Source organism: Proteus sp. G2626 (assembly GCF_009915985.1).
Lineage (GTDB): Bacteria > Pseudomonadota > Gammaproteobacteria > Enterobacterales > Enterobacteriaceae > Proteus > Proteus vulgaris.
Map to the genome: position 1 here is coordinate 660,496 of NZ_JAABNH010000027.1, position 15,886 is coordinate 676,381.

Below are 15,886 nucleotides of genomic sequence, written 5' to 3' on the forward strand. Positions count from 1 at the left end.
AATAACAATAAATCATTAACCCGTTGTTGAGAGGTAATAGTAAACAAGCAACAATACAATCATCAGTGATGTGATAAATGTCTTTTTAACTGAAGTATGCAATACATAGTTATCACTGTGTTTTGTGTTATCCAGCATTGTTTTTAATGCTAATCCCCCTCCTAATGCGACGATAGAAAGAGATGCAAACAGAACAATTGCAGCTAAGAGAACAGCACTCATAGAAATAGAGACCATAAATCCTCCGACATATCAATTGACCTATCGATGTAATTATAGCCAAAAATTGCTTTTCTGATGCCTGATTTTGTTTTTATTCTTAATTAGCAATTTAAGTATCAAAAAACACATTGTGCATAAAAACACAAAAATATGATTAGCATTATAAATTTCACTGGCATTAAATTTCAATATTTATAAATCTATTGAAATTTAATGTTAATGGGTTAGGTTTAACATATAGTGGAATATGCTAGTAATCTATTTCTTATCAGATCATATCTTTCATTATTAATAAGAATAACTTTCTTAATTATCTAATAATAACTTTTTTTACAAAAAATAATAAATTAAAATTAAGCTAATTTTATTATTTAATCGTTTATTTAAAACATAATGAATATATTCAATATCACCTCCATTTTATTTAAAAATATTAAAATTCTCTCCATTAAGAATAATGTGCAATATTTTTATATTATATATAGTAAAAGACAAATATCAAAATAAAACACCATTAAATTTAAAAATAAAAACAATTAAATCCAATAATGTTTAATTTTAAAGTCTATTTGATTGTTTTATTTTGACCTATTTACATCATTAAGAGCTTCCTGTTATAACTTAAACTATCATCACAACATTATTCTTTCTCACGTAAATAACCTATAAATAACCACTTATTGTTATTTATTTCTACCTTATTTTATTTGCTGATCCTAAAAGAATGTATTTGTGACTTTATTCGCTATTAATTTTATTACGATGATTATTATAGGTTGTTATTATGACATCACAATCACACTCCACTCAGCCGTTGAGTCAACCTACGGCAAGACCATTAAATCGCAACGATTATAAAACGTTGGGTTTATCCTCACTAGGAGGAACTTTGGAGTTCTATGATTTCGTGATCTTCGTGTTCTTTACGAAAACATTGAGCCACTTGTTCTTTCCTGGTGACAACGCCTTTATCGCACAAATGCAAACATTAGGTATTTTTGCCGCAGGTTATCTCGCTCGCCCTTTAGGTGGCATTATTATGGCGCACTACGGTGATATTATTGGCCGTAAGCGTATGTTTACTTTAAGTATCTTTTTAATGGCTGTTCCAACATTAATTATTGGTTTATTACCAACATATGCCAGCATTGGTGTTGCTGCCCCCTTATTGTTGTTATTGATGCGTATCATGCAAGGTGCGGCTATCGGTGGCGAAATGCCTGGAGCTTGGGTCTTTATTGCAGAACATACACCAAAACAACGTTATGGTTTAGGTGTCGGGACATTAACATCAGGTATTACTGGCGGCATTTTATTAGGATCAATTGTTGCGATTATTGTTCAGCGTAGTTATAGCGCTCAAGAAGTTAATGACTTTGCATGGCGTATTCCCTTTATCTTAGGGGGAATATTCGGCTTAATCTCTGTTTACTTACGTCGCTTTTTGCAAGAAACCCCTATCTTTAAAGAGATGGCGGCGAAAAAAGCTTTAGCACAAGAAATGCCTGTCGTTTCTGTTATTAAAAACCACAAACAGGCATGTTTAATTACAGCCATATTAACTTGGTCTTTATCAACAGCTATTGTTGTCACCATATTGATGACACCTAGCGTGATTGTTGAAGGGATTTACAAAATTGATAGAACTACCTCATTAGAAGCAAACTGTGTGGCAACATTAACCTTAACTTTAGGTTGTATCTTCTGGGGTTGGATTGGCGACAAATTAGGAACACGAATTTCAATGATATTATCATGGGGTGGTTTGATTGTTACTGCATTCCACTTCTATGGCAGTTTAGATACAGCTATGTCAGGTTTTCAGTTAGCATTTAATTATGGCTTAATGGGCTTTTTTGTGGGAGCGATTGCAACAACACCAATTGTAAGTACAAGAGCATTTCCACCATCGATTCGTTTTTCGGGATTGTCTTTTGCTTACAATATGGCTTATGCCGTATTCGGTGGATTAACCCCAATGCTAACAGGAGCATGGTTAGAAAAGACGGCTATGGCAGGTGCCTATTATGTCGCTGGTGTCTCATTCTTAGCTATTGCCGTTGCGTTCTTACCTTTAGCTTATAAAGGATGGACAGCTGTAAAGCCAACAACCCAAGAAAAGGACGTTGCGTTGCAAATTGATAAAGTGGTTGGTTAAGTCTTTATCAATGTATAAATATGTTCTATAAGTATCCTTTTATACAAAACCGCCCTTATTCGGGCGGTATTTTTTATGGTTGCCAATTTTTCTGAATGGGATCACCATAAACATAATAAAGGATGCCTTGTGGCATCCTTTATTTTCTTAAGCTTTCATTTCTGAATGTTACAAATTACTGTGTCATTTTGCTCAACATTGGTGCAGTTAAAAGCATTAAAATGGCAATAACACCCGTTACTATACCGATTTGTAAGAAGACACTGCTGTAGATTTCTAATGATGCGTGTGCACTTTGTACATCTTCTGGCACCGCCATTAAACTTGCAACTTTACCAGCAATAATGGCAGCTGCTGCTGACGTTAAGAACCAAGCCCCCATTATAAAGCCCATTAAACGCTGTGGGACAAGTTGAGCAACCATTGCAAGGCCCAGCCCTGAAATCATTAGCTCACCAATACTTTGGAAGCCATAACTTGCGACTAACCACCATGATGACACAATACCTGCTTCATTTGCCATGCTTGCACCCAGTGGTAACACTAGGAATGCGGTTGCACTTAAGAACATCCCTACGGTGAACTTATATGGCATTGGCAGTTTATCACCCATAAAGTTATACACAGCCGCTAATAGTGGGCTTGCTAACATGATCCAGAATGGGTTAAGTGATTGGAATTGCTCTGGTTCAACGCTGAAACCTAAAATCGAATGTTCTACGTTATGGATTGCGAAGAAGTTTAAAGACGTTGGCATTTGATCGTAAAGAACAAAGAAGACCACAGCTTCAACCATCAGTAAAAATGCAACAATCATCTTACGACGTGCAGCACCTTTCATCATAAAGGTTTCACGCGCAAAAATCAGGATGATACCTAATGAGATAATCGCTAAAGACCAACTCGCCACTTCATTATTGTGTAATAACCAAGTAGATAATGCGGTTAGTGCAACAATACCCACCAGCGTTAATAATAATTTTAAATAATTAAGCGGTTCAAAATCAGGTCTAGAACCTTTATCTTTGATCCAACCACGGCAAACCATAAAGTTTGCTAAGGTGATCATCATGCCAACAACGCTTAATGCAAACGCTACATCCCAACCATAATTAGCAGCGAGCCATGGTGTTGCCAACATAGATAAAAACGAACCCACGTTGATAGACATATAGTACATCGTAAATGCACCGTCTAATTGCGGATCGTCTTTCTCATAACAGGTTGCTAATAACGATGATGGGTTAGCTTTAAATAAACCATTACCTACAGCAATGGTTGCTAGCCCCCAATAAATCACATCTTTATCGTGATCTGAGAAAGCCACCATTGCATAGCCAATTGCCAAAACAATAGCACCAAGGATAATAACCCTTTTTGTACCAAGGATTTTATCACCCAGCCATCCACCGATAGCAACAAAACCATAAACTAATGCGGTAAATGCGGCAAAAACGGTGATTGCTTCAGCCTCACCCATGCCCAGCATTTTAACCAGATAAACGGCCATGATCCCTTGCAGACCGTAATAGCCAAAACGTTCCCATAATTCGATTGAGAAGATGAGATAAAATGCGCGAGGCTGTTTAAATGCATTCAGGCTCGGTTTTTGTCCATCGTCAGGTGTGTTTGCAGTTGACACTAAAAACCTCTAATTATTTTATTACGCCTTTATATTTAGGCTAATTTTTACAAAAAATGATTATTTTAAGACAGAGTTAAAGCTCGGTGAATTTCATACTGGATTGTTATTCTTTGAGAAGAGTTCAAACACAGAGAAAAACAAGGTTGGCATTCTATCACTGGAAAGCATAATTATCTAAGAATTATAACTAACTATTGCGTTTTATCATAGTTAAGGGCATTTGTACAAAATAGTTATGCGGTTAAAAAAACATCAAGCAAAATAACCTACTGATTATCAATAAATTATTTTCCACTTAATAATTCCTATATAAACAATTAAACCCACGCTGTTGTTTGTGTGTTTTTCAATAAATAATCGCTTATTAAATAACAATGATAAAATAATGCCAGTGCCTTTTTATTTTAACTGCTTAAAATAGAGCCAACAAAACACATTCCTTGACTTAATTTCCATATTTCCTCCATTTTTAACTGTGAAGAAACAGGTAGAATGTCACCATTCCAGATTTTCATTTCAGTATTTCTGATTAGCTAGTTGCCAGTAGGATCACAAAAGTAATGAATAAAAATAAAAATGCTAAAAAAAGAGTTTCTCTTATTATCGCTTTAATCGCCGTCATCGCAGGCAGTTACGCTTATTGGCAATTTAATACAGCAAAAACAATGTCGCCTGAAAATAAAGGGGCTCAAGCAACACATTCGCAAAGTCGAGGTACAGCTGGATCTCGCCGTCCTCCTATGCCTCCCGTTCAAGTTGCAACATCAACACAAGAAGATGTGCCTCAATTTTTATCGGCTTTAGGCACAGTGAAAGCAACCAATAGCGTAATAGTGACGAGTCGTGTTGAAGGTCAATTAATGGCTTTACATTTCACAGAAGGACAACACGTTCAACAAGGTGATTTATTAGCAGAAATTGACGCTCGCCCATTTGAAGTGCAATTAGCCCAAGCCAAAGGACAACTCGCAAAAGATCAAGCCACGTTGGCCAATGCGCGACTTGATTTAACGCGTTATCAGAAACTGGCAAAAACTCATTTAGTTTCACAACAAGAGTTGGATAATCAACAAGCCTTAGTGAAACAATCAGAAGCAAGTATTCGTATTGATGAAGCTGCGATCAGTAATGCACAACTGCAATTAACTTACAGCAAAATTACGGCACCTATTTCAGGCCGAGTGGGATTAAAACAAGTTGATGTGGGTAACTATATTTCAGGTGGTTCATCAACACCGATTGTGGTCATCAATCAAATGGATCCCGTTGATGTGCTTTTTACATTGCCAGAACAAGATTTAGCAAAGGTCATTCAAGCACGTAAAAATAATGCTGACTTGCCTGTCACCGCATTAGATAGAAATAACCAATTTGAATTAGCGCAAGGAAAGTTATTTAGTGTTGATAACCAAATTGATGCTACAACTGGCACCATTAAGTTAAAAGCGCGTTTTCCGCAACAAGAGGCGACATTATTTCCTAATCAATTCGTCAATGTCCGTCTTTATGTTACCACGTTAGAAAAAGCGGTTGTTATTCCGAATGCTGCTCTGCAAATGGGTAATGAAGGTCACTTTGTTTGGGTTGTGGATAACGAAAATAAAGTTAGTAAATTACGCGTAGAAGTCGCCCTACAAAATGCAGAAAAAGTTGTGATAGCGTCTGGTTTATCGGCAGATCAGCGTGTTGTAACAGATGGTGTGGATAGATTAACACAAGGTGCGAAAGTCGAAATCGTGACACCTACAGCACCTCAAAATAAAGAAAATGACCGTGTAATTGCGGAGAAAGCGTAATGACCGAAAAAAAACACGGTACAGGCGGTGGCCCATCTCGCTTATTTATTCTGCGCCCTGTTGCAACAACCCTTTTTATGGTCGCCATACTCTTAGCTGGGATTGTCGGCTATCGAATGCTACCTGTCTCTGCGTTACCTGAAGTTGATTATCCAACTATTCAGGTTGTTACTCTCTATCCTGGCGCAAGCCCTGATGTAATGACATCAGCGGTCACTGCACCACTTGAACGCCAATTTGGGCAGATGTCTGGGTTAAAACAGATGTCGTCACAAAGCTCGGGCGGTGCATCGGTGATCACACTGATGTTCCAATTAACCTTGCCCTTAGATGTTGCAGAACAAGAGGTACAAGCTGCGATAAATGCGGCGACTAATCTACTACCCTCTGATTTACCTTACCCGCCGATTTACAGCAAAGTAAACCCAGCCGATCCACCAATTTTAACTTTAGCGGTGACTAGCTCAACATTACCGATGACACAGTTGCAAGATATGGTTGAAACCCGTGTTTCGCAAAAAATCTCTCAAGTTAATGGGGTGGGCTTAGTGGCTTTAGCGGGAGGACAACGCCCTGCGGTTAGAGTCAAACTTAATGCTCAAGCAGCCGCATCTTACGGTTTAGATAGCGAGAAAATTCGTGTAGCAATCAATAACGCGAACGTTAACTCAGCGAAAGGAAGCCTTGATGGCCCTACTCGCTCGGTAACATTATCGGCTAATGACCAAATGAAATCATTAGAAGATTATCGCCAACTCATTGTTGCCTATAAAAATGATGCGCCTATTCGCTTATCTGATATCGCAACTATCGAGCAAGCGCCTGAAAATAATCAGTTAGGTGCATGGGCAAATAATGAGCAGGCGATTATTATAAATGTTCAACGTCAACCTGGCGTTAACGTTATTGATACCACTGATAATATTCGTAATTTATTACCAGATTTAGTCTCTAATTTACCTAAATCAGTGAATGTTGAGATCTTAACTGATAGAACCACAACGATCCGCGCGTCAGTTAAAGATGTGCAATTTGAGCTTGGCTTAGCTATCGCCCTTGTGGTGATGGTGATTTACCTCTTTTTACGTAATGGTGTCGCAACCTTAATTCCAAGCATTGCCGTACCACTTTCATTAGTCGGTACATTTGCAGTGATGTATTTCTGCGGTTTTTCTGTCAATAATCTCACCTTAATGGCATTAACGATTGCGACAGGCTTTGTTGTCGATGACGCCATTGTTGTGATTGAAAATATCTCCCGCTACCTTGAGCGTGGTGATAAACCATTAACTGCTGCGCTAAAAGGGGCTGGTGAGATTGGTTTTACCATTATTTCGCTAACCTTCTCTCTGATTGCCGTACTGATCCCGCTGTTATTTATGGGGGATATTGTTGGCCGGCTATTTAGAGAGTTTGCAATCACCCTTGCGGTTGCCATCTTAATCTCTGCAGTGGTTTCGCTGACATTAACACCAATGATGTGCGCGCGATTACTAAAACCCGAAAATGAAATCAAACACAATCGTTTTGAAATGGCATGTGAACGTTTTTTTGAAAAAATGATTGCTGTTTATGCCGTTTGGCTAAAACGTGTTTTAAACCATCAATGGATAACACTGGGTGTTGCACTCAGCACTTTGGTGTTGACCATCTTACTGTATCTGTTTATTCCTAAAGGCTTTTTCCCGTTGCAAGATAATGGATTATTGCAAGGTACGATTGAAAGCTCACAATCTATTTCTTATCAAGCTATGGTCGAGAAACAGCAACACGTGGTTGATAAACTAATCGAAGATCCCGCGATTGATAACATTGCCAGTTTTGTCGGTATTGATGGCAGTAACGCAACACTAAACACGGGCCGATTACAAATCACATTAAAACCCCTTGATCAACGCGACTCGCGTGTCGATACAATAATCCCTCGTCTACAAGCACGCATCGCCTCTATTTCGGGAGTAACACTCTATCTGCAACCAACTCAAGATTTAACGATTGACACGCAAGTGTCTCGTACTCAGTATCAATTTACACTACAAGCAACATCGTTAGATGAATTGGCTTATTGGGTGCCTAAACTTTCTCAAGCACTAAAAGATAGCCCTGAATTAACGGATATCAGCAGTGATTGGCAAGATAACGGAATGATGGCGTATATCAAGGTAGATAGAGATTCAGCAAGTCGTTTAGGCATTTCAATGAGTGAAATTGATAACGCTCTTTACAATGCTTTTGGTCAGCGCTTAATTTCAACTATCTACACACAAGCCAATCAGTATCGCGTGGTATTAGAACAAGATATTCGCAGTGGTAATGGTTTACAGGCACTTTCAGCGGTACATTTAACCGGTAAAGATGGTGCGATGGTACCATTACTTTCTATCGCTTCTGTAGAACAACGTCTGGCGCCACTTTCGATTAATCATCAAGAACAATTTCCTTCAGCAACATTTTCATTTAATGTCGCTGAACAATCGTCGCTTGAAGAAGCAGTGAAAGCGGTAAAATTGGCTGAAGAGCAGATTTCCATGCCAAAAGATATTACTACACAGTTCCAAGGTGCGACGTTGGCATTTGAAAGTGCGCTTTCTAGCACGTTATGGCTGATTATCGCAGCGATTGTGGCCATGTATATTGTGTTAGGTGTGTTATATGAAAGCTTTATTCACCCCATTACCATTTTATCTACACTGCCAACCGCAGGTGTTGGCGCACTACTTGCATTAATGGCCGCGGGCAACGAGCTTGATATTATTGCCATTATTGGGATCATTTTACTTATCGGGATCGTAAAGAAAAATGCGATCATGATGATAGATTTTGCTCTTGCTGCTGAGCGAGAACAAGGTTTAACACCTTACGAAGCTATTTATCAGGCATGTTTATTACGTTTTCGTCCCATCTTAATGACCACAATGGCCGCCCTTTTAGGGGCTTTACCTTTAATGTTAAGTACGGGTGTGGGTGCAGAATTACGCCAGCCATTAGGGGTTTGTATGGTTGGTGGCTTAATTATGAGCCAAATCTTAACTCTGTTTACTACGCCAGTAATTTATCTACTGTTTGATAAATTATCACTCTATGTAAACCGCAATAAACAGATTGAGAATAACGGCGGGGCTGTATCATGAAGTTCTTTGCCCTCTTTATTCAACGACCTGTAGCAACTACATTGCTCAGTTTGGCGATTTCTCTATGTGGTGCATTAGGGTTTATGTTGCTCCCTGTTGCTCCTTTGCCCCAGGTTGATTATCCCGTTATTAATATTTATGCCTCATTACCCGGAGCATCACCAGAAACCATGGCATCATCAGTGGCAACACCGCTTGAACGCTCTTTAGGGCGAATTGCGGGTATTGATGAGATGACCTCTAGTAGCTCGCTTGGCAGTACCAGCATTACGTTGGTATTCGATTTAAATAAAGATATCAATACAGCAGCGCGAGATGTACAAGCGGCACTAAATGCTTCACAAAGCTTATTACCTTCAGGAATGCCAAGTCGTCCACGTTATTATAAATCGAATCCTTCTGATGCACCGATTATGATCTTAACGTTGACCTCTGATACCCAAAACACAGGGGAGCTTTACGATCTCGCCTCAACAAGGCTGGCACAAAAAATCTCACAAATTGAAGGTGTGAGTGAAGTTTCGGTTGGTGGAGGATCATTACCTGCGATACGTGTTGCTCTCAATCCTGATGCGTTATTTAACCAAAATGTTAGCCTTGATGATGTTAGAAAAGCAATTAATCAAGCGAATGTGCGACGGCCTCAAGGCTTTGTCAATAATGATGAAAATCGTTGGCAAATTCAAACCAATGACGAGCTAAGCAAAGCGGCTGAATATCGCCCAATCATCGTACATTATAATCAAGAGGCTGTTGTGCGTTTAGGCGATGTGGCGCAAGTCACTGATTCGGTACAAAACTCACGCGCAGCAGGGATGAGTGGCGGTGAACCGGCTATTTTGCTGGTTATTCGCCGTGAAGCAGGCGCTAATATTATTGAAACGGTTAACCGCATTCGTGATGAACTCCCTGAATTACGCGAACTTATTCCCGCCAGTGTCGATTTAAAAGTTGCCCAAGATAGAACTCCCACTATCCGTGCTTCATTGGCGGAAGTTGAACGCGCATTAGCTATTGCGGTAGCACTCGTCATTTTAGTGGTGTTCTTATTTTTACGCTCAGGTCGTGCCACGCTTATTCCTGCGGTTGCAGTACCGGTTTCATTAATTGGTACTTTTTCAGCCATGTATCTTTGTGGCTTTAGTTTAAATAATCTTTCATTGATGGCATTAACCGTTGCTACCGGTTTTGTGGTTGATGATGCCATTGTGGTACTCGAAAATATCTCTCGTCATATTGAAAATGGTTTAAAACCTAAAGATGCAGCCTTAAAAGGGGTTGGCGAAGTCGGTTTTACTGTCCTTTCGATGAGTATTTCTCTTGTTGCCGTTTTTATTCCATTACTGTTAATGGATGGTCTTGTTGGACGATTATTTAAAGAATTTGCCATTACATTAACCACAGCAATTGCTATCTCTTTATTTGTTTCTTTAACGCTTACTCCAATGATGTGCGCGCATTTACTTAAAGGAATGAAACCTAAAGCGCAATCGCATTTACGGGGTTTTGGTAAATTACTTTTCCGTGCTCAGCAAGGTTACAGTGTCACATTACAAACCGCACTGCGCCATCGACGCTGGGTTATGACTATTTTCCTTGCGACTTTAGGCTTGAACGCTTACCTGTATATCAGCGCACCTAAAACATTTTTCCCCGACCAAGACACAGGCCGATTAATGGGATTTGTGCGTGCTGACCAAAGTATTTCATTTCAATCAATGAAAGAAAAGATGACCCGTTTTATGCAAGAAATAGATGCAGATAAAGATGTGGATAGCGTAACGGGTTTTACTGGAGGTGGTCGGATTAACAGCGGATTTATGTTTATTTCCCTCAATCCACTGTCAGAACGTACCGATAGTGCCAACCAAGTGATCAATCGCCTACGTGCAAAACTTGCTGATGAGCCCGGCGCTAATCTCTTTTTAATGCCAGTACAAGATGTCAGAGCGGGAGGACGCCAAGCCAATGCCAGTTATCAATTTACCTTACTCGCTGATGATTTAAGTGAGTTGCGCAAATGGGAGCCCATTGTGCGTAAAGCGTTGGGTGAACTGCCTCAGCTTGTAGATGTTAACTCAGATAAAGAGGACAAAGGTGCTGAAATGGCACTGACTTACGATCGTGATACCATGGCGCAACTGGGTATTAATGTCAGTGATGCGAATAACCTGCTTAATAATGCTTTTGGCCAACGTCAGATCTCCACCATTTATGCCCCATTGAATCAATATAAGGTGGTTATGGAAGTGTCTGAACAATATACACAAGACGTTTCTGCATTAGATAAAATGTATGTGGTTAATAACCAAGGTGAGCGCATTCCATTATCAGCTTTTGCAAATTGGTATCCCGCGAATGCACCATTAAGTGTTAATCATCAAGGTTTATCCGCAGCCTCGACGATTGCATTTAATATCCCTGAAGGCTACACATTAGCTGATGCTATTGATTCTATTGAACGTACTATGACTGAGCTAGGTGTACCCAATACAGTAAGAGGCACCTTTGCAGGAACTGCACAGATCTTTCAAGAAACGATAAAATCTCAGCTTATCCTTATCTTAGCAGCTATTGTGACGGTGTACTTGGTGTTAGGCGTGTTGTATGAAAGCTATATTCATCCACTCACTATTTTATCTACTCTCCCCTCTGCCGGTGTAGGCGCATTATTAGCGTTACAGCTTTTTGATACTCCCTTTAGTCTGATTGCGCTTATCGGCATTATGTTGCTGATTGGTATTGTGAAGAAAAACGCCATTATTATGGTGGATTTTGCGATCACCGCACAACGTGAAGGCAAATTGTCGGCCAAAGAGGCTATTATTCAAGCCAGTCTATTACGTTTTCGTCCCATTATTATGACAACCCTCGCTGCATTATTTGGTGCATTGCCATTAATGCTAGGAAGTGGAGATGGCGCAGAATTAAGACAGCCTTTGGGAATTACAATCGTAGGCGGGTTATTAATGAGCCAACTCTTAACACTTTATACGACCCCAGTTATTTATCTATTTTTTGATGGGCTGCGTGAACGTTGGCAACAACGACGTATCAGCAAGAAAGAGGCTAAAGCATGAAACTGAGAAGTAAGTTGTTCTTGGTCGTTTTCGCCACCTGTATGGTTGTCGTTCTTGCAATGCATATTGGTATTCGAGGTAGCTTTCAACAAGGATTTATTGGCTATATCAAGAAAAACAGTGAACAGCGTGCGACTCTTTTAGCAGAAGCTTTGACAGATCAATATGCTTTGACTGGTGATTGGCGTTTTCTCAATAGAGATGATCGTTCTCTTTATCAAATATTACGCAGTATTGACCAAATAAGCCAAAGTAGTGAGGGGCCCCCACCAAGAGGCTGGCGAACACAATTTTGGGTTGTTGATAAAGACATGAAGCGTTTATTTGGTCATGACAATCAATTTCCCGCAGAAACATTTAAAAAGCCCATTACCTCTCATGATGAAATTGTGGGTTGGGTAATAGTGAGTGCGGCTGATAAAATAAGTAGTGAAGCAGATATTAGTTTTGATAAACAGCAACTACGCACCAGTTGGATTATTGCTGGCCTAACAGCTCTTTTTGCTTTATTGATCACTCTTATTCTTTCTCGCAATATGATACGCCCTGTTAAGCGACTTGTTGAGGCGACACATAAATTAGCCGCCGGTGATTTTGCTGTTCGCGTAACACCCAGTAGCAAAGATGAAATCAGCCAACTCGCCACAGACTTTAACCAACTTGCCAGCACGCTAGAGAAAAATGAGCAAATTCGTCGTGATTATATGGCCGATATCTCACATGAATTACGCACCCCTCTCGCCATTTTAAAAGGTGAGCTTGAAGCCTTACAAGATGGAGTAAGAAAGCCCACAGCAGAGACATTAAACTCCCTTTTATTTGAAGTCACAAACCTAACAAAGCTTGTGAATGATCTCCACCAGCTTTCATTATCAGATAGAGGCTCTTTAACTTATCGTAAAGATTTTATTGATATCAATGAGGTGATTTTATTAGCCGTCGCGTCTTATCGCCACACATATCAAACTAAAGATATTACCTTATACACTGAATTAGATGATGTATCTCCATTAATTGTACAAGCCGATCCTGACCGACTTATTCAGCTTTTTCATAATCTATTAGAAAACAGTGTGCGTTATACCTATTCTGGCGGACAGTTGCATATCAAGACAAAAAAAGAGAACAACTGCGTATTAATAATCTTAGAAGACAGCGCGCCTGGATTAGATGGCTCACAATATCAAGCCGTTTTCCAACGTTTCTATCGCGCAGAAAGTTCACGAAATCGTGCCAGTGGAGGTTCTGGATTAGGCCTTGCGATTTGCGAAAATATCGTTGAAGCTCATAATGGCAAAATAAGTGCGATGCCTTCATCTTTAGGTGGCATGAAAATTCTTATAGAATTACCCGCATATTCTGATGATCTCTAAGCCTATAACTATTGAGCCAATAAATGACAGCATCTGAATCACCCTATTCAATCCTGATTGTTGAAGACGAGCCTAAACTTGCCCAATTACTTATTGATTACCTTCAAGCTTCGGGTTATCAAACTCACTGGCTAGCAGATGGTGCTGAGGTTAACTTGTGTGTAAAACAACAACATTACGACCTTGTATTATTAGATCTTATGCTTCCTGGAAAAGATGGCATTACTGTCTGCAAAGAATTACGTCAGTTTTCTGATATTCCTATTATTATGGTCACAGCCAAAACTGAAGAAGTGGATAGATTACTAGGACTTGAAATTGGTGCTGATGATTATATTTGTAAACCTTACAGCCCGAGAGAAGTGGTTGCCAGAGTCAAAACCTTATTGCGCCGTTATTATCGACCACAAGACATTGTTCAAAGTGATAAGTTAGTTATGATTGATGAACAAGCTTATCAAATCCAATATAACAATAAAATTCTCGATTTAACCACAGCGGAATTTCGTCTGCTCAAAGCGTTAGCCACACAGCCTGGAAAAGTATTAACTCGTGATCAGCTAATGGATCACCTTTATGATGATTACCGCATTGTGACGGACAGAACCATTGATAGTCATATTAAAAACTTACGACGTAAACTTGAGCAACTTAACGATCAAATAGAATTTATTCGCTCAATTTATGGTCAAGGGTATCGTTGGGAGACCCAAGCTTATCGTTTTCGATGATATTTTTTCAGTAATACATTGAACCTCGCTACACTTAAGCGCTAGAATCCTCCCCTTTATGATATACCCCTACCCAATGTGTGGGGGGACTGACTTGAAATCAGAACCAGGAAATTAACCATGTTTACACCCGAATTGCTCTCTCCTGCTGGCTCATTAAAAAATATGCGCTATGCATTTGCTTATGGCGCAGACGCCGTTTATGCAGGTCAGCCACGTTATAGCTTACGTGTGCGTAATAATGAGTTTAACCACGAAAACCTTGCCAAAGGTATTCAAGAAGCCCATGAATTAGGTAAACGCTTCTATGTCGTGGTTAATATCGCACCCCATAATGCTAAATTAAAAACCTTTATCCGTGACTTAAAACCCGTCATTGATATGGGCCCTGATGCGCTGATTATGTCTGATCCGGGTTTGATCATGATGGTGCGTGAAGCCTTTCCTGAAATGGATATTCACCTTTCAGTACAAGCCAATGCCGTTAACTGGGCAACCGTAAAATTCTGGCGTCAAATGGGATTAACGCGAGTGATCCTGTCTCGTGAGCTCTCTATTGATGAAATTGCTGAAATTCGTAAGCAAGTTCCTGATATGGAATTAGAAGTTTTCGTTCACGGTGCATTATGTATGGCTTACTCAGGCCGTTGCCTGCTATCTGGCTATATCAATAAGCGTGATCCGAACCAAGGTACTTGTACTAACGCTTGCCGTTGGGAATATAAAGTCGAAGAAGGCAAAGAAGACGATGTGGGCAATATCGTTGAAAAATACACGCCAATCCCAGTTAAAAATGTTGAGCCTACTTTAGGTGTTGGCGCGCCAACAGATAAAGTCTACTTAATCGAAGAAGCGAAACGTCCTGGTGAATATATGACTGCGTTCGAAGATGAGCACGGTACTTATATCATGAACTCTAAAGACTTACGTGCAATTGAACACGTTGAGCAATTAACACAAATGGGTGTGCACTCTCTGAAAATTGAAGGTCGTACTAAATCCTTCTATTACTGTGCCCGCACAGCGCAAATGTATCGTCGTGCAATTGATGATGCCGTTGCAGGCAAACCATTTGATCCAACGTTGCTAACAACATTAGAAGGCTTAGCACACCGCGGTTATACAGAAGGTTTCTTACGTCGTCATACCCATGATGCGTACCAAACTTATGAATATGGTTATTCTGTCTCTGACACCCAACAATTTGTCGGTGAATTTACAGGTAAACGTGTAAACGGCTTAGCCGAAGTTGATGTTAAAAATAAATTTGTTTTAGGTGATAGCCTAGAATTAATGACACCAACCGGAAATATTCAGTTCACGTTAGGATCGCTGTTTAACAAAAAACAACAGCCAACAGATGTTGCACCAGGTAATGGTCACATGGTTTATTTGCCTGTTCCGGAAGATGTTGATTTAGATTTCGCACTGCTTATTCGCAACCTACAAGGTACAACAACACGTCAACCGCATAAGATTGATGCTGTAGAAGTGAAGTAAAGCGTCATAATCTGATTTAAAGTGGTCAATTTCAAATACAGATCACATCAATAATGATTTGTTTACCGTATCATCAGTTCCGAAAAATAAAGAACTAGAATGAATACAGTAAGACTAGGAACCACCTCCTTGGCAAATCCAATCTCCCTTGGATTTGCCTTTTCTTTTTTCACTTTCTTCTTTTTTCCTCATCGGCTTTGTCGTAAAACACTTTCCTTTTTCGTTATCCTTTGTAAAAAAAATAGTAATT

General features: G+C 39.7%; 9 protein-coding genes. 7 read left to right on the forward strand and 2 right to left on the reverse strand.

The features are described from left to right. Positions 1-15: 15 nt before the first annotated feature. Positions 16-237, reverse strand: a complete 222-nt coding sequence (locus GWJ05_RS15540; protein ID WP_036936049.1) for a hypothetical protein — start codon at positions 235-237, stop codon at positions 16-18. Positions 238-1,006: 769 nt separating this feature from the next. On the opposite strand from GWJ05_RS15540, the gene GWJ05_RS15545 reads away from it, so the two are divergent. After that, positions 1,007-2,380, forward strand: coding sequence for an MFS transporter (locus GWJ05_RS15545; RefSeq protein ID WP_036936047.1), 1,374 nt, complete (start codon positions 1,007-1,009; stop codon positions 2,378-2,380). Positions 2,381-2,555: 175 nt separating this feature from the next. Here GWJ05_RS15545 and dtpA read toward each other — a convergent pair whose 3' ends face one another. Then, a complete protein-coding gene (gene dtpA, locus GWJ05_RS15550) occupies positions 2,556-4,022 on the reverse strand; it encodes a dipeptide/tripeptide permease DtpA (protein ID WP_036936044.1) in 1,467 nt (488 codons plus the stop codon). A gap of 563 nt (positions 4,023-4,585) precedes the next feature. Here dtpA and GWJ05_RS15555 point away from each other — a divergent pair. From GWJ05_RS15555 to trhP, 6 genes are all read left to right on the forward strand, one after another. After that, complete coding sequence (locus GWJ05_RS15555) at positions 4,586-5,821, forward strand: MdtA/MuxA family multidrug efflux RND transporter periplasmic adaptor subunit (protein ID WP_036936041.1); 1,236 nt, start codon at positions 4,586-4,588, stop codon at positions 5,819-5,821. Beyond that, positions 5,821-8,952, forward strand: a complete 3,132-nt coding sequence (locus GWJ05_RS15560; RefSeq protein WP_036936038.1) for an MdtB/MuxB family multidrug efflux RND transporter permease subunit — start codon at positions 5,821-5,823, stop codon at positions 8,950-8,952. The genes GWJ05_RS15555 and GWJ05_RS15560 overlap by 1 nt, the downstream gene beginning before the upstream one ends. Next, a complete protein-coding gene (mdtC, locus tag GWJ05_RS15565; protein WP_036936035.1) occupies positions 8,949-12,032 on the forward strand; it encodes a multidrug efflux RND transporter permease subunit MdtC in 3,084 nt (1,027 codons plus the stop codon). The genes GWJ05_RS15560 and mdtC overlap by 4 nt, the downstream gene beginning before the upstream one ends. Next, on the forward strand, positions 12,029-13,405 hold the full coding sequence (gene baeS, locus GWJ05_RS15570) for a two-component system sensor histidine kinase BaeS (protein WP_161681485.1): 1,377 nt from the start codon (positions 12,029-12,031) through the stop codon (positions 13,403-13,405). Before mdtC ends, baeS begins: the two co-directional genes overlap by 4 nt. Before the next feature lie 23 nt (positions 13,406-13,428). Further along, positions 13,429-14,136: a two-component system response regulator BaeR gene (gene baeR / locus GWJ05_RS15575; protein WP_036936029.1), complete on the forward strand. Its 708-nt coding sequence runs from the start codon at positions 13,429-13,431 to the stop codon at positions 14,134-14,136. Positions 14,137-14,256: 120 nt separating this feature from the next. After that, positions 14,257-15,636, forward strand: coding sequence for a prephenate-dependent tRNA uridine(34) hydroxylase TrhP (gene trhP, locus GWJ05_RS15580; protein ID WP_036936027.1), 1,380 nt, complete (start codon positions 14,257-14,259; stop codon positions 15,634-15,636). Positions 15,637-15,886: the final 250 nt, after the last annotated feature.